Origin of the sequence: Ralstonia sp. 24A2 (assembly GCF_051783885.1) — a bacterium.
Lineage (GTDB): Bacteria > Pseudomonadota > Gammaproteobacteria > Burkholderiales > Burkholderiaceae > Ralstonia.
In genome coordinates this window covers 2,438,317-2,459,973 of the sequence record NZ_JBPVZD010000002.1, presented here as the reverse complement: position 1 = coordinate 2,459,973, position 21,657 = coordinate 2,438,317, and the positions used below count along the sequence as shown (strand labels likewise).

15 protein-coding genes and 2 tRNA genes are annotated in these 21,657 nt (G+C 63.6%); 11 read left to right on the top strand and 6 right to left on the bottom strand.

Features of this window, described 5'->3' with window-relative positions; all coding sequences use genetic code 11:
* Window positions 1-168 precede the first annotated feature (168 nt).
* The 6 genes from lon (at window position 169) to ACS13N_RS16320 (ending at window position 5,966) form a co-directional block, all read left to right on the top strand.
* Window positions 169-2,589, top strand: a complete 2,421-nt coding sequence (gene lon, locus ACS13N_RS16345) for an endopeptidase La (protein WP_438932605.1) — start codon at window positions 169-171, stop codon at window positions 2,587-2,589.
* A 169-nt stretch (window positions 2,590-2,758) separates the two neighbouring features.
* A complete protein-coding gene (locus ACS13N_RS16340; RefSeq protein WP_021194571.1) occupies window positions 2,759-3,031 on the top strand; it encodes an HU family DNA-binding protein in 273 nt (90 codons plus the stop codon).
* A gap of 77 nt (window positions 3,032-3,108) precedes the next feature.
* Window positions 3,109-3,184 (top strand) — tRNA-Val (locus ACS13N_RS16335).
* 37 nt (window positions 3,185-3,221) lie between these two features.
* Window positions 3,222-3,298, top strand: a tRNA-Asp gene (locus tag ACS13N_RS16330).
* Window positions 3,299-3,393: 95 nt separating this feature from the next.
* On the top strand, window positions 3,394-3,963 hold the full coding sequence (locus ACS13N_RS16325) for an NADPH-dependent FMN reductase (protein WP_438932604.1): 570 nt from the start codon (window positions 3,394-3,396) through the stop codon (window positions 3,961-3,963).
* 56 nt (window positions 3,964-4,019) lie between these two features.
* Window positions 4,020-5,966, top strand: a complete 1,947-nt coding sequence (locus tag ACS13N_RS16320; RefSeq protein WP_438932603.1) for a SurA N-terminal domain-containing protein — start codon at window positions 4,020-4,022, stop codon at window positions 5,964-5,966.
* Between the two features lie 69 nt (window positions 5,967-6,035).
* Here the strand turns inward: ACS13N_RS16320 and lepB are convergent, their stop codons facing one another.
* On the bottom strand, window positions 6,036-6,728 hold the full coding sequence (gene lepB / locus ACS13N_RS16315; protein ID WP_438932602.1) for a signal peptidase I: 693 nt from the start codon (window positions 6,726-6,728) through the stop codon (window positions 6,036-6,038).
* Between the two features lie 53 nt (window positions 6,729-6,781).
* A complete protein-coding gene (locus tag ACS13N_RS16310; RefSeq protein WP_438932872.1) occupies window positions 6,782-7,390 on the bottom strand; it encodes an arylesterase in 609 nt (202 codons plus the stop codon).
* A 73-nt stretch (window positions 7,391-7,463) separates the two neighbouring features.
* Here ACS13N_RS16310 and ACS13N_RS16305 point away from each other — a divergent pair, with 73 nt between their 5' ends.
* A complete protein-coding gene (locus tag ACS13N_RS16305; protein ID WP_438932601.1) occupies window positions 7,464-8,174 on the top strand; it encodes an ABC transporter ATP-binding protein in 711 nt (236 codons plus the stop codon).
* A gap of 4 nt (window positions 8,175-8,178) precedes the next feature.
* On the opposite strand, the gene pgi is transcribed toward ACS13N_RS16305, so the two are convergent.
* Both pgi and ACS13N_RS16295 read right to left on the bottom strand, forming a co-directional pair.
* Window positions 8,179-9,798 (bottom strand): glucose-6-phosphate isomerase, encoded by a 1,620-nt coding sequence (gene pgi, locus ACS13N_RS16300; RefSeq protein ID WP_438932600.1) that lies wholly within the window; start codon window positions 9,796-9,798, stop codon window positions 8,179-8,181.
* Window positions 9,799-9,859: 61 nt separating this feature from the next.
* Window positions 9,860-11,464: an NAD(P)H-hydrate dehydratase gene (locus ACS13N_RS16295; protein WP_438932599.1), complete on the bottom strand. Its 1,605-nt coding sequence runs from the start codon at window positions 11,462-11,464 to the stop codon at window positions 9,860-9,862.
* Between the two features lie 114 nt (window positions 11,465-11,578).
* Here ACS13N_RS16295 and ACS13N_RS16290 point away from each other — a divergent pair, with 114 nt between their 5' ends.
* From ACS13N_RS16290 to ACS13N_RS16280, 3 genes are all read left to right on the top strand, one after another.
* Window positions 11,579-12,157: a winged helix DNA-binding protein gene (locus ACS13N_RS16290; protein ID WP_438932598.1), complete on the top strand. Its 579-nt coding sequence runs from the start codon at window positions 11,579-11,581 to the stop codon at window positions 12,155-12,157.
* A gap of 148 nt (window positions 12,158-12,305) precedes the next feature.
* Window positions 12,306-16,394, top strand: coding sequence for a phosphoribosylformylglycinamidine synthase (purL, locus tag ACS13N_RS16285; protein ID WP_438932597.1), 4,089 nt, complete (start codon window positions 12,306-12,308; stop codon window positions 16,392-16,394).
* Between the two features lie 3 nt (window positions 16,395-16,397).
* A complete protein-coding gene (locus tag ACS13N_RS16280; RefSeq protein ID WP_438932596.1) occupies window positions 16,398-17,093 on the top strand; it encodes a Pr6Pr family membrane protein in 696 nt (231 codons plus the stop codon).
* Window positions 17,094-17,319: 226 nt separating this feature from the next.
* Here ACS13N_RS16280 and ACS13N_RS16275 read toward each other — a convergent pair whose 3' ends face one another.
* Entirely contained in the window at window positions 17,320-18,942 is a 1,623-nt protein-coding gene (locus tag ACS13N_RS16275) for an NAD(P)/FAD-dependent oxidoreductase (protein ID WP_438932595.1), read from the bottom strand.
* A 121-nt stretch (window positions 18,943-19,063) separates the two neighbouring features.
* On the bottom strand, window positions 19,064-19,990 hold the full coding sequence (locus ACS13N_RS16270) for a LysR family transcriptional regulator (protein WP_438932594.1): 927 nt from the start codon (window positions 19,988-19,990) through the stop codon (window positions 19,064-19,066).
* Between the two features lie 127 nt (window positions 19,991-20,117).
* Between ACS13N_RS16270 and ACS13N_RS16265 the strand changes: the two genes are divergently transcribed.
* Window positions 20,118-20,882 carry an SDR family NAD(P)-dependent oxidoreductase gene (locus tag ACS13N_RS16265; RefSeq protein ID WP_438932593.1) on the top strand — a complete coding sequence of 255 codons (765 nt, stop codon included), beginning with the start codon at window positions 20,118-20,120 and terminating at the stop codon, window positions 20,880-20,882.
* Window positions 20,883-21,657 lie beyond the last annotated feature (775 nt).

The following is a 21,657-nucleotide window of genomic DNA, read 5'->3' as shown; positions in this document are numbered from 1 at the left end:
GCGAATGCCCGGCCGGGATGCGCCGTATGTGTCCCATGCAGGAAGCCGTTCGCTCGCGAGCGGCTTTTTTGCTTCGGGAAACCGGGTCGGCATGCGACTTGCAGCGGCGGTCTTGTAAAACCGTCGTTGCGCCCAATTTAGCCCTTACATGACTTTCTGGGGAAAATAATGTCCGGAACCCAACTTTTACCCGCTGAGCAGATTCGCCTGCCGCTGTTGCCGTTGCGTGACGTGGTGGTGTTTCCGCACATGGTGATTCCGCTGTTCGTGGGTCGCCCCAAGTCCATCAAGGCGCTGGAAGCCGCGATGGAAGCGGGCAAGAGCATCATGCTGGTGGCGCAGAAAACTGCCGCCAAGGATGAGCCGACCGACAAGGACCTCTATGAGGTCGGTTGTATCGCCAACATCCTGCAGATGCTGAAGCTGCCGGACGGCACCGTGAAGGTGCTGGTCGAGGGCACGCAACGCGCCAATATCCTGACCGTGACCGACGATGAATCGCACTTCTTCTGCGAAGCGGTGCCCGTCGGCCCGGAACCGACTGAATCGGCTGAGACCGAGGCGCTGCGTCGCGCCATCGTGTCGCAGTTCGATCAGTACGTGAAGCTGAACAAGAAGATTCCGCCGGAGATCCTGACCTCGCTGTCGGGCATCGACGAGCCGGGTCGTCTGGCTGACACCATCGCCGCGCATCTGCCGATCAAGCTTGAGCAGAAGCAGAAGATTCTCGAGATGTTCAACGTGACCGAGCGTCTGGAGAGCCTGCTGTCGCAGCTCGAGGGTGAGATCGACATCCTCCAAGTGGAAAAGCGCATCCGCGGCCGCGTCAAGCGCCAGATGGAGAAGAGCCAACGCGAGTACTACCTGAACGAGCAGGTCAAGGCCATTCAGAAGGAACTGGGTGAAGGCGAAGAGGGTGCTGATCTCGAAGAGCTGGACAAGAAGATCAAAGCCGCTCGCATGCCCAAGGAAGCCAAGAAGAAGGCCGACTCGGAGTTCAAGAAGCTCAAGCTGATGTCGCCGATGTCGGCCGAGGCAACGGTCGTGCGCAACTACATCGACACGCTCGTGGGCCTGCCGTGGCGCAAGAAGAGCAAGGTCAACAACGATCTGTCCAATGCGGAACAGGTGCTGGACACTGACCACTATGGCCTGGAGAAGGTCAAGGAACGCATTCTTGAGTACCTCGCGGTGCAACAGCGCGTCGACAAGCTCAAGGCGCCGATCCTGTGCCTCGTGGGGCCGCCGGGCGTGGGCAAGACTTCGCTCGGGCAGTCGGTGGCGCGTGCGACGAACCGCAAGTTCGTGCGCATGGCGTTGGGTGGCGTGCGTGATGAGGCCGAGATTCGCGGTCACCGTCGTACCTACATCGGGTCCATGCCAGGCAAGATCCTGCAAAGCCTGACCAAGGTCGGCGTGCGTAACCCGCTGTTCCTGCTCGACGAGATCGACAAGATGGGCGCGGACTTCCGTGGCGACCCGTCGTCGGCGCTGCTCGAAGTGCTGGACCCGGAGCAGAACCACACGTTCCAGGACCACTACATCGAAGTGGACTTCGACTTGTCGGACGTGATGTTTGTGGCGACGTCGAACTCGCTGAACATCCCGGCGCCGTTGCTGGACCGGATGGAGGTGATCCGCCTATCGGGTTACACGGAAGACGAGAAGGTCAACATCGCCCGCCGTTACCTGTTGCCCAAGCAGATCAAGAACAATGGTCTGAAGGAAGGCGAGATTGAAGTGGCGGAAGGCGCGCTGCGCGACATCATCCGCTACTACACGCGGGAAGCTGGTGTGCGTTCGCTCGAACGCGAGGTCTCGAAGATCTGCCGCAAGGTCGTCAAACAATTGCTGCTGAAGAAGGAAGCCGGCACGTCCGTGAAGGTGGATTCGGACAACCTGGACAAATTCCTCGGCGTGCGTCGCTTCGACTTTGGTCTGGCCGGTAAGGAAGACCAAGTGGGCCAGGTGACCGGTCTGGCATGGACGGAAGTGGGCGGCGATCTGCTGACCATTGAAGCTGCGCTGATGCCGGGCAAGGGCAACATCACCCGCACCGGTTCCCTGGGCGATGTGATGAAGGAATCGGTCGAGGCGGCGCGTTCGGTGGTGCGTTCGCGTTCGGCTCGCCTGGGTATCAAGGATGAGATGTTTGAGAAGCGCGACATCCACATCCACGTGCCCGAAGGCGCGACGCCTAAGGACGGCCCGTCGGCAGGTATTGCGATGACGACGGCTCTGGTGTCGGTGCTGACCGGGATTCCGGTGCGTGCCGATGTGGCGATGACCGGTGAGATCACGTTGCGCGGCGAGGTGTTGCCGATCGGTGGTCTGAAGGAAAAGCTGCTGGCCGCACACCGTGGTGGTATCAAGCTGGTGCTGATTCCGGAAGAGAACGTCAAGGATCTGACGGACATTCCGGACAACGTGAAGAACAGCATCGAGATTCAGCCGGTGCGCTGGATCGACAAGGTGCTGGAACTCGCGCTGGTGCGCAAGCCCGAACCGCTGCCGGAAGAGGAAGCCAAGCCGGCACCTGAAGCCACCAAGACTGACGACGGCAAGGCGCAGGAGATGGTGCATCACTGATGCTACAGCCTGCTTGAGTTGAAGAGGGCCCGACATTGTTCGGGCCCTTTTTCTTTGGGTTGCGTGCGATGCAGTCGGCGTGTTTGGCGCTGGGCTCTTCGCCTTGACACGTCGATTGGCGGCCACTTTAATAAATCCACACTAAGCGGGTGTTCGGGGAGGTGGCACGATGAACAAGACAGATCTCATCGACCATGTGGCGGCGCAGACCGACATGTCAAAAGCCGCAGCCGGGCGCGCCATCGATGCGCTGATCGGCGGCATCAAGGATGCGTTATGCGACGGTGGGTCGGTCACGCTGGTCGGCTTTGGCACATTCCTGGTCGGCAAGCGATCTTCGCGCAACGGGCGCAATCCGCGCACCGGAGCCACCATCACAATCGAAGGTGGCAAAGTTGCGAAATTCAAACCTGGCAAAGCGCTGAAAGATGCGCTAAACTAGTCGGCTTTGGTGCTCACAGCTTCGAGTGACAACGAACGTGGGCGCCGGACAGTCCGGCTTGTGCCGGTATTGCGGACGGGTGCTTAGCTCAGTTGGTAGAGCAGCGCCCTTACAAGGCGCGGGTCGGGAGTTCGAGCCTCTCAGCACCCACCACGTTCGCAGTGCCGCGTCGTGCAGTCCGACCCAATCTGGAGCGGTAGTTCAGTCGGTTAGAATACCGGCCTGTCACGCCGGGGGTCGCGGGTTCGAGTCCCGTCCGCTCCGCCAGAACACAGCAAAGGCCCGACATTGTTCGGGCCTTTGCCTTTTCTGCCTCAGGATTGCGGCATGCTACATCCGGTAGCAACCCAAGGAGCAACGCGTTGCAAACCATCAGGGTACTGGCTGTTTCCGGCAGCCTGCGTGCCGCATCCATCAATACCTCGTTGCTGGCCGCTGCTACGGTCTTGGCGCCCGCCGGAATTGCCGTCGTGCCATTTGCGCGGCTGGGTGAGTTTCCGCTATTCAACCCCGATACCGAATACCCTCTCCCTGAACCCGTACGGGCATTTCGAGAGCAACTCAATGCGGCGCATGGCGTGCTGATTGCCAGCCCCGAGTACGCGCATGGCGTGACAGGGGTCATGAAGAATGCGCTGGATTGGGTGGTGGGGTGCGAAGCATTCGTCTACAAGCCGACAGCCGTGCTGAACGCGTCGCCGCGCGCCACGCATGCGGATGCAGCGCTCAAGGAAACACTTTCGGTCATGTCGGCCGACCTCGTTACAGACGCGTCTGTAACGCTGCCGGTGCTTGGTGCCAAGCGCGATGCAGAGGGCATCGCCGCAGACCCAGAGCTTGCCACTGCCGTGCGCGATGCGCTGACGGCGCTGCGGCGACACATCATCGACCGCTTGCCACGCGAGAATCCGTTGCTGGATTCAACGACCTGATCGTCGACCCTGATAGAATCGCCGGATTTCCCATCTTCTATTCACCTCGGTCCAGCATGCTTGAATTCGTACGTACGCATCGGCGCTTGATGTTTCTGGTGCTGCTGATTCTGGTGTTCCCATCGTTCGTGTTTTTTGGCGTGCAAAGTTATTCGAGCTTTATGGACAGCTCGCATGACGCCGCCAAGGTCGACGGCAAGGTCATCACCACTGCAGAGGTCGACAATCGCGTGCGCGAGCAGACCGAGCGCCTGCGCCAGATGCTGGGCGCGCAGTATGACCCGCGTCAGTTTGAAGGCCCGCAGATGCGCCGTGATGTGCTGGATGGCATCATTCAGCAACGCGTACTGTCCAATGAAGTCGCGCATGCCAACCTGAACGTCTCGAACGACAAGATTCGCGACACGATTCTGCAGATCCCGGCCGTGGGCGCGCTGCGCAAGCCGGATGGTTCGTTCGACGAGCAAGCCTACGTGCAACTGCTGGCAGCGCAGAACATGACGCCCGAACAGTTGGAAAGCAACCTGCGCTTTGAACTCGCGCAGCAGCAGATTCCGCAGTCGATCGTGTCGACAGCATTCGTGCCGAAGTCGCTGGTGGACCATCTGATCCAGGTGCGCGACCAGCAGCGCGAAGTGCAGGCCCTGGTGTTCAAGCCGACTGAGTACGCTGCCAAGGTCAACGTCGACGACAAAGCCATCCAGGCCTACTACGACGCACATCAGCAAGAATTTTCGGTGCCGGAGCAGGTCAAGGCCGAGTATGTCGTGTTCTCGGGAGAAGACATGATGAAGCAGATCCCGGTCTCGCCCGAGCAGATCAAGGAGTACTACGACCAGAACGCCGCGCGCTTCAAGACGCAAGAAGAACGCCGCGCTGCGCACATCCTGATCAAGCTGCCGGACAATGCCAAGGCTGCTGACAAGGACGCTGCCAAGAAGAAGGCCGAGGAAGTCCTGGCCGAAGTGCGCAAGAACCCCGCGAGCTTCGCTGAGCTGGCCAAGAAGTACTCGGGCGATCCGGGTTCGGCCGCGCAGGGCGGTGAGCTTGGTTTCCTGGGCAAGGGCGCGACCGTTCCGCCGTTCGAGAACGCACTGTTTGCACTCAAGCAGCCTGGCGACATCAGCGATGTGGTGCAGAGCGATTTCGGCTTCCACATCATCAAGCTTGAGGAAGTGAAGGGTGGCGGCGTGCAGCCGCTGGAAGCCGTCAAGCCGGAGCTGGAGCGCGAAGTGCGCACGCAGCTGGCCAACAAGAAGTACACCGAGTTGGCCGACGCGTTTTCCAATGCCGTCGAAGATCAGTCCGACAGCCTGAAGCCGGTGGCCGACAAGCTCAAGCTGCAGGTGCAGACTGCCGACAACGTGACGCGTATGCCGACCCCGGCGCTGGCGAGCAGCCCGATCGGCAACGAGAAGGTGCTCAAGGCGCTGTTTGCCGACGACGTCATCAAGAACCATCGCAACACGGCAGCTATCCAGGTTGGCCCGACCACGCTGGTGGCAGCACGTGCGGCGGAGTATCGCCCGGCGACAGTCAAGAAGCTGGCCGATGTGCGTGAGCAGGTCAAGGCCAAGGTCATTGCTGAACAAGCGGCTGCGCTGGCCAAGAAGGCCGGTGAAGAGAAGTTGGCGGCCATCAAGCAGAGCAACAGCGCCGACGGTTTCAGTACAGCACAGACGGTGTCGCGTCAGCAGGCGCAGGGCACGCCGCCGACAGCGCTCACGGCTATCCTGCGTGCTGAAGCTACCAAACTGCCGACTACCATCGGTGTCGATCTGGGTGCCCAGGGCTACGCGCTGTACCGCATCAACAAGGTGCTGCCGCCGGCCAATGTGGATGACGCTCGCCGCGCCGCCGATGCGCAGCAACTGTCGCAAGCTGCTGGCCAGGCCGACTTCAACGCCTTCTACGAAGCGCTGAAGGCCCGCTCGAAGGTGAAGATCAACAGCAATGTGGTCGACGCTGCCAAGCCGGCCAACTCTGCGGACGATGCGTCCTGACGCATCGTTGCGAGCCTGATGAAAAAGCCCCTCGTTGAGGGGCTTTTTCTTTGTTCTTTTGCTGACAGCTCAGTCGAGCGGCTTGCCGATGCGCGCCAGGCGCGGCATGTACCAGAGATCAGGGTCGAATGACAGCGCGACATGTGAGGCGCGGGCGATCAAGTTCTTGCGCGGGACCAAGCCAAAGTAACGCGAGTCATGGCTGTTGTCGCGATTGTCGCCAAGCATCAGGTAGTGATCCGGCGGCACTGTGATGGGGCCGAAGCTGCGCAGCGCCGCCACATCGGGCAGAACCATCACGGCGTGCTCGCGCCCGGGCAGCGTCTCGGACCAGAGCTCATGCGGCAGGGCTGCGGTGGCTTGCGGCAAAGCGCCGGGTGCAATGTCCGGCAGCGGCGTATAGGCGATGCGCTGGTGGTTGATGAACAGCGCTTCGCCTCGCATCTCGATGACATCGCCAGGCAGGCCGATCAGGCGCTTGACCAGTTTTGTGCCGTCCTCCGGCGAGGAGAACACGACGACATCGCCGCGCCGGGGTTCGTCGCCGCGTTTGAGCCAGAGGGTGGTGGCCGGTACGCGCACACCATAGGCCAGCCGATTCATGAGGATGTAGTCGCCTTCGATGAGCGTCGGGTTCATCGAGCCGCTGGGCACGATGGCCCAGTCGGCAATGCAGGCGCGGAATGCGAACAGCAACGACATGCCAACCAGGAACCGCTTGTTGTCGCGTGCTGCACGCAACGTGCTTGTCAGAAGCTTCATGATGTTTCCCCCGTACAAGATGTGGCCCGGTGCGCTTGGCTTTGTTCGGGCCGTTACCCTCCGACCCGCGCTTTCAGCAGCGGTTCCAGCTTGGGCCAGACGTTGTCGAGCATTGTCGGTTGGGCTGCTGCAATCGGGTGGATGCGATCTTCCTGGAACCAGTCAGGGCGCTGCGCTACGCCTTCAAGCAGGAAGGGGACGAGCGGCAGCTTGTATTGTTGTGCCAGCTTGCCGTACATGGCGAAAAACCGGTCGCTGTAGTCGGGCCCATAGTTGGGCGGGATGCGCATGCCGACCAGCAACACCTTTGCACCGGAAGCTTGCGAAGCATCGATTATCGCCTTCAGATTGGCCTCGCTGGATGCAAGCGACAGGCCGCGCAGGGCATCGTTGCCACCAAGCTCAACGATCACGACAGAAGGCTTTTCACGTGCCAGCACAGCGGGCAGGCGCGAACGGCCGCCGGCCGTGGTGTCGCCGCTGATGCTTGCGTTGGCGACGCTATAATCGGGCTTCCGCTCTTTGAGGCGCTTGTCGAGCAGCGCAACCCAGCCGGTGCCTTGCGCCAGGCCGTATCCCGCCGACAGGCTGTCGCCCAGCACGACCACGCGATGCGCTGCAGACGCGCCTTGCGCCGCTGCCATCTGTGAGAGCGGCAGCATGCCGAACACTGCGCAGCCGAGTGCGGCTACAAGTGCCTTCGCACTGCGCCTTCTACTACCTACTTGTCCAATCATGTCGTCTTCCGCTACCTGGGTGATTGAAGTCGATTCGCTGCACAAGACCGTGCGCGATGCCACCGGTGAGTTGCCTATTCTGAGCGATGTTAGCTTCCGTGTGGAAACGGGGGAGACACTGGCTATCGTCGGCGCATCCGGCTCGGGCAAGTCAACGCTGCTTGGGTTGCTGGCGGGCTTGGATCTGCCGAGCGCCGGCAAGGTCAAGTTGCTGGGTCACGATCTGTTCGGGCTGGATGAGGACGGTCGAGCCGCGGTTCGCGGCAGCCATGTGGGCTTCGTGTTCCAGTCGTTCCAATTGTTGCCACACCTGACGGCGCTGGAGAACGTAATGCTCCCGCTCGAACTGCAGGGCGACGTAAACGCCGTGGAGATGCGCCGCCGTGCCACAACGTTGCTGGAGCGTGTCGGTCTGGGGGCACGTCTGTCGCACTATCCGAAGACCTTGTCGGGTGGCGAGCAGCAGCGTGTAGCGCTGGCCCGTGCGTTCGTCACCGAGCCGGACATCCTCTTTGCAGACGAGCCGACCGGCAGTTTGGATACCGCCACAGGCGAGGCTGTCATTGCACTGATGTTCGAGCTGAACCAGAGCGCTGGTTCCACGCTGGTACTGGTCACCCACGACCGCTCGGTGGCCGCGCGCTGCAATCGCATTCTCACGATCGAGGCCGGCCATCTGGTCGGCGACGAAACCGTCACCGAACTCTGATCGGTTAGAGCGCTGTCTTGGCGCGGCGGATCAGCGCTGCCGTGGATGCATCATGCGCCACCGAGGCCGGTGCGCCTTCCAGTTCCGCTTGGATGGGCTTGGCGAGCTTTTTGCCTAGCTCCACGCCCCACTGATCGAACGAGTTGATGTTCCACACCGCGCCCTGCACGAAGGTGCGGTGCTCGGCGCAGGCGATCAGCGCGCCGAATGATGCCGCATCGAGCCGCTCCATCAGGATGGTCGTGCTCGGGCGGTTACCCTCAAACACCATGTGCGGCACCAGCGCTTCGTCAGTCACACCACCCGCGCGTACCTCGTCTGCGGTGCGGCCGCGCAATAGCGCTTCACTCTGAGCAAAGCAATTGGCGAGCAGCTTGGCATGGTGGCCGGGCAGATTGCGCACCGGCTCCAGCGTGGTGATGAAATCCACCGGCACGATCTGCGAGCCCTGGTGGATCAGCTGGAAATACGCATGCTGGCCGTTCGTGCCCGCCGTGCCCCACACGATGGGGCCGGTGTCAGTGTCGATGGCGGCGCCGGTGCGCTGCACCGACTTGCCGTTGCTCTCCATCTCCAGTTGCTGCATGAAATCGGTCAGCAGCTCCAGCGGCGCACAGTAGGGCACCGTGCAGGCGCTTGCTGCGTTGAAGAAGCCGCGATGCCACACCGATAGCATCCCGAGGATGAGGGGTAGGTTCTCTCGCGGCGCGGCCGTGGCGAAGTGCTGGTCCATCGCGCGCGCGCCATCGAGCATGGCCTCAAACTGCTGCGGCCCGATTGCCAGCACGATCGACAACCCAACCGCCGACCACAGCGAGAAGCGCCCACCCACCCAATCCCAGAACGTGAACATGTTGTCCGGGTCGATGCCGAACTGGACGACAGCCTCACGGTTGGTGGAGACGGCGACGAAGTGGTGTTTGAGCTGGTCTTCCGCCACGCCATGCTCGACAAACCAGCGGCGCATGCTGTGCGCGTTGGCCATCGTTTCCAGCGTAGTGAACGTCTTGGAACAGACGATGGCAAGCGTGGTGTCGGGGTTCAGGTGGTCGAGCGTCTCGGCCAGATCAGTGCCGTCGACGTTGGAGACGAAATGCACGCGCACCTGTGGCACTGCCAGATGGTCGAGCGCGCGGCACACCATGCGGGGGCCGAGGTCCGAGCCGCCAATGCCAATGTTGACGATATCCGTGATGCGCTGGCCTGAATGACCCGTCCAGGCACCGCTGTGCACGCGGTTGGCAAAGTCGCGCATCTGGGCGCGCACGCGCAGCACCTCAGGCATGACGGGTTCGCCGTCGGCACGGTAATCGTCTTCTGCGCGGCCGCGTAGCGCGACATGCAGGACGGAGCGGTGCTCGGTGTTGTTGATGCGGTCACCGCGCAGCATGCCGTCGCGCAGTGCGAGCACACCAGCTTCATCGGCCAGTTGCAGCAGCAGTGCGAGCGTGTCGGAGGTAATGCGGTTTTTTGAGTAGTCGACCGTCAGGCCCGCGGCGTCCAGTGTGAAGGCGCGTACCCGCTCCTCGGCGTCCGGCGCGGCAAACCAGTCACGCATATGGGCGCTGCGGATGGTTTGGGCATGTTGCGTCAGGGATTGCCAGGCAGGAAGGGCTGTGGGCATGCGGTATGACATTGAGTAGCAAAAACCAATGCGCAGTATAACGGCGCAACATGACGTCTTTCTATCCGCGTGTGTCTGACGCCAGCAGTGCGTTGAGTGCGCGCCGCGCCGGGGCGCACAGTTCACTCGCATGCAGGCCGATCGGGCCCTCGCCCGAGGCGACTAGATCGTCCGCTGCACGGCCGTGCAGCCAGACGGCGGATAGCGCCGCCTCGCGAGCCGGCACACCTTGCGCAAGCAGCGCTCCTACCATGCCGGTCAGCACGTCGCCCGTGCCGCCGGAGGCCAGGCCGCCATTGCCCGTCGGGTTGACGGCGGGCGTCATGCCTGGCGCAGCAATCACAGTGCCCGAGCCCTTGAGCACGACGACAGCGCCTGTCCGGTTGACGAGCGCCTTGGCAGCGGCCAGACGGTCACGTTGAACGGTTTGCGCATCAATCTGCAGCAGGCGCGCTGCTTCAAGCGGATGCGGCGTCAGCACCACGGGCACGCCGCTTTGCGCCAGTTGCGTCAGATGGGCGAGCAGCGCGGGCACCCTGGCAAACAGGTTCAGTGCATCGGCATCGAACACGGCGGGGATGCGCGACGACAGCATCCGGTCCAGCAGGTGGTCGAGCGCCGCTTCGGCATCCTTGGACGCACTCATGCCCGGGCCCACGGCCAGCGCTTGCATGCCACCCAGGTCGAGGGTGCCCCACGTATGCAGCATGAGTTCGGGTTGGGCTGGATCCACACGCGGCGCATCAGCCGCCAGCGAGACCGCATGCACCTTGCCTGCGCCCAGGTAAAGCGCGCCGCGCGCGGCCAGCAGCGGCGCCCCCACCATTCCGTGCGCACCACCGACGATCGCGACGCTGCCGTACGACCCCTTGTGTCCATCGTGCTTGCGCCGTGGCAGATGGGCAAGCCAGCGCGCCGGCGTGTTGATGAGCGCTTCGGCTTCGATCACACCGTCGTACGCCGGCTGTGCGGCCTGCAGATCGGCCAGTGCGATATCGCCGGCGGCATCGCGGCCACCGCCGGTCAGCAAGCCCGGTTTGACGGCGAGGAATGTGAGCGTGGCACGTGCCCGCACCACGGGCGATCCTGGTACTGGCGGCTGGCCCGTATCGCCGTTCAGCCCGGAGGGCATGTCGAGCGCATAGACCGGCAGGCTGCTGGCATTGAGCGTGTCAACCAGCGCCACGTGCAGCCCGGTCAACGGCCGCGTCAGCCCGATCCCGAACAGCCCATCGACGATGGCTGTGGTCGTGGCCGGGACGGAGGCGGGGGTATGCAGCATTTCGATCGGTACGTTGGCTGCGCGCGCCTCGGTCCAGGCGCGGCGGGCATCGTCGGGCAACTTGGCCGGGTCGGCGGCCAGCCACACGGTGACGGCGCGCCCGGCCAGGTGCAGCACCGTCGCCGCGACAAGCGCGTCGCCGCCGTTGTTGCCGGGGCCGGCCAGCAGCAGCAGGGGCCCGTGCGGCGCGCGGGTCTGGAGCCAGTCGGCGGCGGCCTCGCCGGCGCGGGCCATCAGGGTGAATGGTTCGAGGGAGCCGAGCGGACGGTGTGCAGCGGCTTCCAGCGCGCGGATGCCCGCTGTGCCGAAAAGCAGGTCGGCGCCATGGTGTGCTGCCAGGGCACCGTTGATGAGGATTTCACGCCAGGTGGGATGTGCGGACATGATGACTGCGTGACTGTGGGCACGCCGGAGCAGACATGACGATCTATTCTCTTACAATAGCCCGCGTTTCCGACCGTTTCTGACCTTTCCGCGCCCGCGTTGCGCATGTTCCGCATGTCTAAATCGCCGACCACTCCGAAAGCCGATCTGCCGCAAGCTGCTGCCAATCAAGCTGCGAGAGGGGAAAGTGCTGGCGGACCGATCGTGTCTTCATCGCATCTGGTGTCGGCGCGCAGCCCCGAGTTGTCGGAGTTCGAATTTGCGCTCAACACGGCCTACAACGCCTACAACCGCTGGTGCGTGCGCTGCATGGCCGCCGCTGGCGTGCGCGATCTGACCTTCCTCGATGTGCTGGTGGTGCACCACGTCAACCACCGTGGCCGCGCCAAGCGGCTGGCCGACATCTGCTTCGTGCTGAACGTGGAAGACACCCATCTCGTCACGTATTCCCTAAAGAAGCTGCAGGGGATGGAGCTGGTAGAGGGCACGCGCAGCGGCAAGGAAGTCACTTACACCACCACTCCGGCCGGCGAGCGCGCCTGTGCCCGCTACCGCGAGATTCGCGAGCAGTGCCTGACGAGCAATATCTCGCCCGGCGGCGAGGAAAATGCCGAAATTGGCGAGCTGGCGCGTCTGCTGCGTGTGCTGACGGGCCTGTATGAGCAGGCAGCCCGCTCGGCAACCTCGCTCTAAAACGCTTGTTTCAGCCTCGGCAAGGGCCTTGGCCGACGATTTCCGGCCGATTTGACCGTCGGTAACAGGGGCAGGGCAAGGTACAATAGCGGTTTTCCCGCGCACGCCGGGAATACTCCTCTTCCAGCTACTGCCTGCCTTGCCCACCATGGCGCATTTCTCGTGCTTTCCCGGCGCTCTCGCGCTGTCCGCCTTCCGCCAGCAACGCCTGCTTTCCACCCTCAAGCGCATCGATCCGGATATCGAAGCCGTCAGCGCGCAATACCTGCACTTTGTTGCAGCCGACACGCCCCTGTCGGCCGATGAGTCTTCCCGTGTGCAGGCGCTGCTGACCTACGGCTCGCCCGCACCGACTGAGGTCGAGGGCGATCGCTTTGTGGTCATCCCGCGCTTTGGCACGATCTCGCCGTGGGCCAGCAAGGCGACGGAAATCGCCCGCCACTGCGCGCTGCCACAAATCCACCGCATCGAGCGCGGTGTGGAATTCACCGTCACCCGCAAGAAGGGCCTCCTGGGGGCGCTCACCGGCAGCCGCAAGCACCTGGACGACGCCACCCGCGCCGCTGTGGCCGAACACCTGCACGACCGCATGACCGAAGTGGTGATCGACTCGCGCGAAGCCGGCTATGGCCTTTTCGACGTGCTGCCCGCCAAGGCATTGCGCTTTGTCGATATCGCCGGTGGCCGTCAGGCCCTGGAAGCCGCCAACGTCGAAATGGGCCTGGCCCTGTCTGATGACGAGATCGACTACCTGGTCGACGCTTACCGCAAGCTCGAACGCAACCCGACCGACGTCGAACTGATGATGTTCGCGCAGGCCAACAGCGAGCACTGCCGCCACAAGATTTTCAACGCCGACTGGACCATCGACGGCGAGACGCAGGACAAGTCGCTCTTCGCGATGATCCGCAACACGCACCAGCTCGCGCCGCAGGGCACGATCGTGGCGTATTCGGATAACGCCGCAGTGATGGAAGGCGGCATGGCCGAGCGCTGGTTCGCGCATGCAGGTACCGAGGCCGCGACGGGCGTGCCGCAATACGGCCGCCGCGAAGCCCTCACGCACACGCTGATGAAGGTGGAGACGCACAACCACCCGACCGCCATCTCGCCGTTCCCGGGCGCATCGACCGGCGCGGGCGGTGAAATCCGCGACGAAGGCGCCACCGGCCGTGGCGCCAAGCCCAAGGCGGGCCTGACCGGCTTCACCGTGTCGAACCTGCTGCTGCCGGAAGCTGTGCAATCGTGGGAAAACGCCCGCGATACGGCCCAGCCCGTGGCGCACCGCAACCCGGACGAAGCCGCTGCCGGCCCGATCGGCAAGCCGGAGCGCATCGCCTCGCCGCTGCAGATCATGATCGAAGGCCCGATCGGCGGCGCCGCGTTCAACAACGAATTCGGCCGGCCCAACCTGGGCGGCTATTTCCGCGTCTACGAGCAGAACGTGGGCGGCACCGTGCGCGGCTATCACAAGCCGATCATGATTGCCGGCGGCATCGGCAACATCGACGCCGGCCACACGCACAAGCACGGCCTGCCTGCCGGCACGCTGCTGATTCAACTCGGCGGCCCCGGCATGCGCATCGGCATGGGCGGCGGCGCCGCCAGCTCGATGGCCACCGGCACCAACACCGCTGATCTGGACTTCGACTCCGTCCAGCGCGGCAACCCCGAAATGCAGCGCCGCGCGCAGGAAGTCATCAACGCGTGTTGGGCGCTGGGTGAAGACAACCCGATCCTGTCGATCCACGACGTGGGCGCGGGCGGCATCTCCAACGCCTTCCCGGAAATCGTGGACGGCGCGGAGAAGGGCGCACGCTTCGACCTGCGCCAGGTGCATCTGGAAGAGTCGGGCCTGAGCCCCGCAGAAATCTGGTGCAACGAATCGCAAGAGCGCTACACGCTGGCCATCGCCCCGGGCGATTTCCCGCGCTTCCAGGCCATGTGCGAGCGCGAGCGCGCGCCGTTCTCGGTAGTCGGTTTCGCCACGGATGAGCAGCAACTGCAAGTGGTCGACAGCGACGCTGCAGCGGACGCCCCCGACCACTTCCCGGTCAACATGCCGATGGACGTGCTGCTCGGCAAGCCGCCGCGCATGCATCGTGACGTGCGCCGCGTGGCGCAAGAGCTGCCGGAAGTGGACGTGACCGGACTGGACCTGGAAGTCGTCGCACGCGATGTGCTGCGCCATCCGACCGTCGCCAGCAAGTCGTTCCTCATCACCATTGGCGACCGCACCGTCGGCGGCCTGAACACGCGCGACCAGATGGTCGGCCCGTGGCAAGTGCCGGTGGCCGACGTGGCTGTCACCACGCTCGACTACAAGGGCTACACTGGTGAAGCGATGACGATGGGCGAGCGCACGCCGCTGGCCGTCATCAACGCACCGGCATCGGGCCGCATGGCCATCGGTGAGTCCATCACCAACATCGCCGCCGCACCGATCGACTCGCTCACGCAACTCAAGCTGTCGGCCAACTGGATGGCCGCCTGCGGCGTGAACGGCGAAGACGCCCGCCTGTACGACACGGTCAAGGCTGTCGGCATGGATCTGTGCCCGGCACTGGGCATCAGCATTCCGGTGGGCAAGGATTCGTTGTCGATGCGCACCAAGTGGGAAGACGACGGCAAGGCCAAGGAAGTGGTCGCGCCGGTGTCGCTCATCGTCTCGGCCTTCGCGCCGGTGACGGACGTGCGCAAGACGCTCACGCCGCAGTTGAAGCAAGTCGAATCGACGAGCGCGCCGGCTGACACCACGCTGATCCTGATCGACCTAGGCCGCGGTAAGAACCGCATGGGCGGCAGCATCCTGGCGCAGGTCACGCAGCAGATCGGCAACAGCGTGCCGGACGTGGACGACGCGGAAGACCTCAAGCGCTTCTTCGCCGCCATCCAACAGCTGAACGCTAGCGGTGCGCTGCTTGCTTACCACGACCGCTCCGACGGCGGCTTGTGGGCGACCGTCTGCGAGATGGCGTTTGCTGGCCACTGCGGCGTGTCGATCAACGTCGACATGCTCACGCTCGACGACGCAGCCGACCATGGCGACGCCAAGAACTGGGCGCAGCAAGTCTCCGGCCGCCGTGCCGATCTGACCCTGCGTGCGCTGTTCTCCGAAGAACTCGGTGCTGTCATTCAAGTGCCGCTGGCTCAGCGCGACGCCGTCTTCGCGGTGCTGCGTGAGCACGGCCTATCCGGTTGCAGCCACGTGATCGGCGCGCCGAATGCCAACGGCCACATCGAAATCTGGCGCGACGCCAAGAAGGTCTTCAGCGCCTCGCGCATCGAACTGCAACGCACCTGGACGGACGTCTCCTGGCGCATCGCCAGCCTGCGCGACAACCCCGAGTGCACGCAGAGCGAATACGACATCCTGCTGGATGCCGAAGACCCGGGCATCTCGCCCAAGCTCACGTTTGACATTGCGGAAGACGTGGCCGCACCTTTCATCGCCACGGGCGCGCGCCCGCGCATGGCGATCCTGCGTGAGCAGGGCGTGAACTCGCAGATCGAAATGGCCTACGCAATGGACAAGGCCGGCTTCGACACCTACGACGTCCACATGAGCGACCTGCTGGCCGGCCGCACGAACCTCGCCGGGTTCAAGGGCTTCGTCGCCTGCGGCGGTTTCAGCTACGGCGACGTGCTCGGCGCGGGCGAAGGCTGGGCGAAGACGATCCTCTTCAACAGCATGCTGGCCGAGCAGTTCGCGGCCTTCTTTAACCGCACCGACTCGATCGCACTGGGCGTGTGCAACGGCTGCCAGATGATGGCGAACCTTGCCCCGATCATCCCGGGCGCCGGCGCATGGCCGAAATTCACGCGCAACCAGTCGGAGCAATACGAAGGCCGCCTGGTGACCGTGCAGGTGGAAGCGTCCCCGTCGATCTTCTACGCGGGCATGGAAGGCAGCCGCATCCCCATCGTCGTCGCGCACGGCGAGGGCTATGCCGACTTCTCGCAGCAAGGCGACATCGACAAGGTGGCCGTCGGTCTGCGCTACGTCGACAACCGCGGCGAAGTCACGCAGACGTACCCGCTGAACCCGAACGGCTCGCCGCAAGGCATTGCCTCGGTGACGACGCACGACGGTCGATTCACTGCGCTGATGCCGCACCCGGAACGCGTGTTCCGCGCGGTGCAGATGAGCTGGCATCCGAAGGAATGGGAAGCCGCCGGCGACGGCAGCAGCCCGTGGATGCGCATGTTCCGCAACGCACGCAAGTGGATGGCTTGATGCATGGCTGAGCCGATCAATGCATCACCGATGCGGCTGGCACGGGCATGGCATGCCGTGTTGGCCGCCGTCATCGTCGTTGCACTGATCGTGCAGGTCACCTTGACCGCCAGCGGCGTGGGTAGCCAGGTTTCGCTTGTCACGCGGCTTGTCCGGCTGTTCAGCTACTTCACCATCCAAAGCAACATCCTGGTTGCGGCGATTGCCATCACCCTAGCGATTGATCCGGCGCGAGACGGCAAATGGTGGCGCGTAATCAGGCTCGATGCTCTGCTCGGCATCGCGACGACGGGGCTGGTGTTTCACATCGTGCTCGCGCCGCTCTCGAAGGCAACGGGGTTGGCACGCTTGGCGTCAGACGGCTTTCACTACGTCTCGCCATGGATGGCGCTTGTCGGCTGGCTGCTGTTCGGCCCCCGGCCACGCATCGGGTGGCCGACCGTGGCGCTGTCGCTGATCTGGCCGGCGGTGTGGCTGGCGTACACCTTCGTGCACGGCGCGTTGAGCGGGTGGTATCCCTATCCGTTCTTGAATGTGGCGAAGATCGGGTATCCGGCCGCGTTGGCGAATACGGTGGCGGTGTTGGGTGGGGCGGGTGTCCTGGTCTTGCTGTTCAAGGGGCTGGACCGTTGGGTGCCTGCGCCGTTGGTGTCGCTACGTCGTTGGCGCGAGGTCGGTGAGGGCAACGCCAGCGCGTGAGCCGCAGGCATCACGATGCAGACTGGCCCAGCACTCGCGGGCAGCATGGCAAACGGCGCCGGGGTTACCTCGGCGCCGTTTTCATTTGCGGGCGCATTGCTGCACGCACACCGTCGTCGACTCGGGCTGCGGCGCGGGGCATTGGCTTATCCGTAATACACCTTGGTGGGGTAGCGGTAGTATTCGTGTCGTGCGGCGGCTTACCAGCCGCCCACACTCCCACACATCAGGACGCGTGCGTCGATGTCAGATTGAGTGCCACCGCTTGCGCCACTTCGATGCCGTCGATGGCCGCCGAATAGATCCCACCGGCATACCCGGCACCTTCGCCAGCCGGATATAGACCTTCGACGTTCATGCTTTGGTAATCGTCCTTGCGTCGAATCCGCAGCGGTGACGAAGTGCGCGTCTCCACGCCGGTGAGCACGGCGTCGTGCAGCGCGAAGCCTGCGATCTTCTTATCGAGCTGGGGGAGTGCTTCACGGATGGCTTCGATCACGTAGTCCGGGAGCGCCGTGCTGAGATCGGTTGGGTGCACGCCCGGCTTGTACGACGGGATGACGGAGCCAAGCGACGTCGACGGCCGGCCGGCGATGAAATCCCCGACCAGTTGACCGGGCGCCTGGTAGTTGCCGCCGCCGAGCTCGAATGCCCGCTCTTCCCATTTGCGCTGGAACGCGATGCCCGCCAGCGGCCCGCCAGGATAGTCTTCCGGCGTGATGCCGACGACGATGCCCGCATTCGCATTGCGCTCGGCGCGGGAATACTGGCTCATGCCATTGGTGACCACGCGGCCCGGCTCGGAGGTCGCCGCCACCACCGTGCCGCCAGGGCACATGCAAAAGCTGTAAACCGCCCGGCCATTGCTGCAGTGGTGGACCACCTTGTAGTCGGCCGCGCCGAGTTGCTTGTGGCCCGCAAACTTGCCGAAGCGGGCACGATCGATCAGCCCCTGCGGATGTTCGATGCGAAAGCCCAGCGAAAACGGCTTGGCTTCCATATACACACCGCGATCGTGCAGCATCTGGAACGTGTCGCGGGCGCTGTGGCCAACGGCCAGCACGACGTGGTCGCACCGCAGCGTTTCACCATTCGAGAGCTTGAGCGAGCGCACCTTGCCCTGATCGATTTCGATATCGTCCACCCGGGTTTCGAAGCGCACTTCGCCGCCCAGCTCGTGGATGGTGGCGCGCATTTTTTCCACCATGCTGACGAGGCGGAACGTGCCGATGTGCGGCCGGCTCAGATACAGGATGTCTTCCGGCGCGCCCGCCTTGACGAACTCTTCGAGCACCTTGCGGCCGTAGTGGTGCGGATCCTTGATCTGGCTGTACAGCTTGCCGTCGGAAAACGTCCCGGCGCCGCCTTCACCAAACTGCACGTTGGATTCCGGGTTGAGTACGCTCTTGCGCCACAGGCCAAAGGTGTCCTTGGTGCGTTCGCGCACGGCCTTGCCACGTTCGAGGATGATGGGACGGAACCCCATCTGCGCGAGGATCAGACCCGCGAACAGGCCGCACGGCCCCATGCCGATCACCACCGGACGCGGGCGCGTTGTGTGCTCGGGTGCCTGCGCAACAAAGCGGTAGGTCATGTCCGGTGTGACCCCGCAATGCGGCGCGCCGGCGATCCGCTTGAGCACGGCTGCCTCGTTCCTGACTTCGACGTCGACGATATAGGTCAGCTTGATATCCGAGCGCTTGCGTGCATCGTGGGCACGGCGGAATACGGTGTAACGGACGAGCCCGTCTGCCGCTACGCCGAGATCCTTGAGGCGCGCGCGAACTGCGGCTTCAAGATCGTCTTCGGCATGGTCCAGAGGGAGTTTGACTTCGCTTAAACGTAACATGGGTGCTGAGTGCGGTTGCCACGGGAATCGCGGCGAAGCCGTATTTTATAGGTTCAGCGGCTTCTCAAATGGAAAGGAACTGACCTGTTCGAGACAAACAGATCAATTACCGGGCGACTCCCTACGAACCCGAAGGCCGCGCCTCCAGATACGGACCCAACAACCCCTCCATCCAATGCATGAACACCTGTACCCGCACGGGCAGATTCCGCCGGTTCGGATACACCAGCGACACCGGCATCGGCGGCGGGCGCAGGTCGGGCATCACCTCCATCAGCGTGCCATCTGCAATGGCCGATGACAGCCCCGCATACACCGGCGCCTGAATCATCCCCAGCCCTGCACGGCATGCAGCGTCATAGCTCTCTGCTGAACTGACCGTCACCGCCCCCTGCATCGGCCGGAACGCGGACCGGCCATCCACCGTGTACTCCCATCCTGGCGATTTGGTGCCCAGCGTCTGCACGTAATGGACGATGCGATGGTGGTCGAGGTCTTCCAGCGTTGTTGGCATGCCGTAGCGCGCGATATAGCCGGGGCTGGCGCAGTTGATCTGATGCAACTGGCCGAGCGGTCGGGCGATGAGGCTACTGTCGGTGAGGGCGCCGATACGCAGCACGCAGTCGAACCCTTCGCGCACGAGGTCGACACGGCGGTCGGTGCTGGAGAGTTCGATCTCCAGATCGGGATGTGCCTCCAGAAAGCCGGGCAGGGCGGGGATGACGATGCGGCGTGCGACGCCCACCGGCATATCCACGCGCAGCCGGCCGCGCAGCGCCTGCGGGCTCTGGCGGAACATGGTCTGCAGTTCATCCATGTCGGCCAGCAGATCCTGGCAGCGCTCGTAGAAGGTCTGACCGTCTTGCGTGAGCTGCACCTTGCGCGTGGTCCGGTGCAGCAGGCGCGTGCCGAGCATTGTTTCCAGTTGCTGCACCGCCACCGAGGCGGCGGGCTTGGGGATGCTCAGAGCCTCTGCGGCGCGCGTGAAGCTGGCGAGTTCCGCCACGCGCACAAAGATCTGCATGGCTTCGAGTCGGTTGGTGGACATGGCGTGGGTGGGGCGATTGTTATCTGTGGGCAAACACAGCAATAGAATAAGCGAGATTTATTCCTGGTTTATCGCCCAATACCATGCTCTCACGGTGCTCGACACCCTTAACCCAACGGAGAGCAAGATGACCCAGACCCACACCCCCATCGCCATCGTGACCGGCGGCAGCCGAGGCCTCGGCAAGAACATGGTGCAGAAGCTGGCCCAGCGCGGCACTGACGTGATCTTCACGTACCGCAGCAACCGCGCAGACGCCGATGCGCTGGTGGCCGAGCTGACCGCTCAGGGCCGCCGCGCCGCCGCGCTGCAACTCGATACCGGCAAGATCGCCACCTTCCCGGCCTTTGCGGATGCCGTGCGCGGTGTGCTGGCGCAATGGAAGGCCGAGCGCTTCGACTATCTCGTCAACAACGCTGGCGTTGGCACGCATGCCACCGTGGCCGAGACCACCGAAGCCCAGTTCGACGAGCTGATGAACGTGCACTTCAAGGGCGTGTTCTTCCTCACGCAGATCCTGCTGCCGCTGATGGCCGACGGCGGGCGCATCGTGAATATCTCGTCGGGGCTGGCGCGCTTTGCGTTGCCGGGCTACGGCGCGTATGCGGCGATGAAGGGCGCGATCGAGGTGCTGACCAAGTATCTGGCGAAGGAGCTTGGGCCCCGTGGCATTGCCGTGAACGTGGTCGCGCCGGGCGCCATCGAGACGGATTTTGGTGGCGGTGCCGTGCGTGACAACGCCAATCTGAATGCGATGGTGGCCTCCAACACCGCGCTGGGCCGCGTGGGTCTGCCGGATGACATTGGTGGCGTGGTGGCGTCGCTGCTGTCGCCGGACAACCGGTGGATCAACGCGCAGCGTATCGAGGCTTCGGGTGGAATGTTCCTCTGAGCCGCTCGAAGTGCCATGCACGGAGGTCCGAGGTCCAACGCTGGATCTCTGTGCTCCGGCGTTGGAGGTCTGACGGTCCGTTGATGGAGCGAAAAGGTCCGCGCGCCGAGATCGCAGGCCCGAGGTCGGGACTCTGAGACCCGAAGCTGGACCTCAAAGGTTCGACGCTGGAGTTCTCAACTCCAATGTTGGAGCTGCGGAGGTCCGGTGGTGCACCTAAAAGGTGCGCTTTTGGAGCTCTGAGGTCCAACGTCGGAGCTCAGAGCCTCGGCCGCCGAGCTAAAAGCTCCGATGCCATGGCGTTCAGCGCTCGGCACGCGGGGCTTTGGGGGCGACAGTTGGTGCTTCCGAGCCCGTGATTCGGTAAAAGCGCTGCAAGCGTCGGGCTTTGGGATTGGGTGGTGAGGTTCTGTTGGGGGTGGGGCGGGATGTCTTTCTGTTGGTGGTCCATCCCCGGTATCGTCCCCTGCCGGGGCCGACTCACTTTTCTTTGTCTTGCCAAGCAAAAGAAAGGCGCGCCCGAGATGGCGACCCCCTCCTTGAATTTTCGTAACCGGGCGGAGACGGGGAAAACTCGCTGCGCTCAGACAGTTCCCCGTCTTTTTTTCCGCCCGCTTACGAAAATTCAAGGCGCCATCAAGGGCAGGAACGTCAAAGGCCAAACCAACGCGGTGCGGAGGCGAGCGCCAATGCGGTCGAGTCAGGCACGCTGAGGGGATGACAAGACGAAGTCGTGCGCGGGCAAAAGATGGTTTGCTTTTCCTTGCCCTATGCG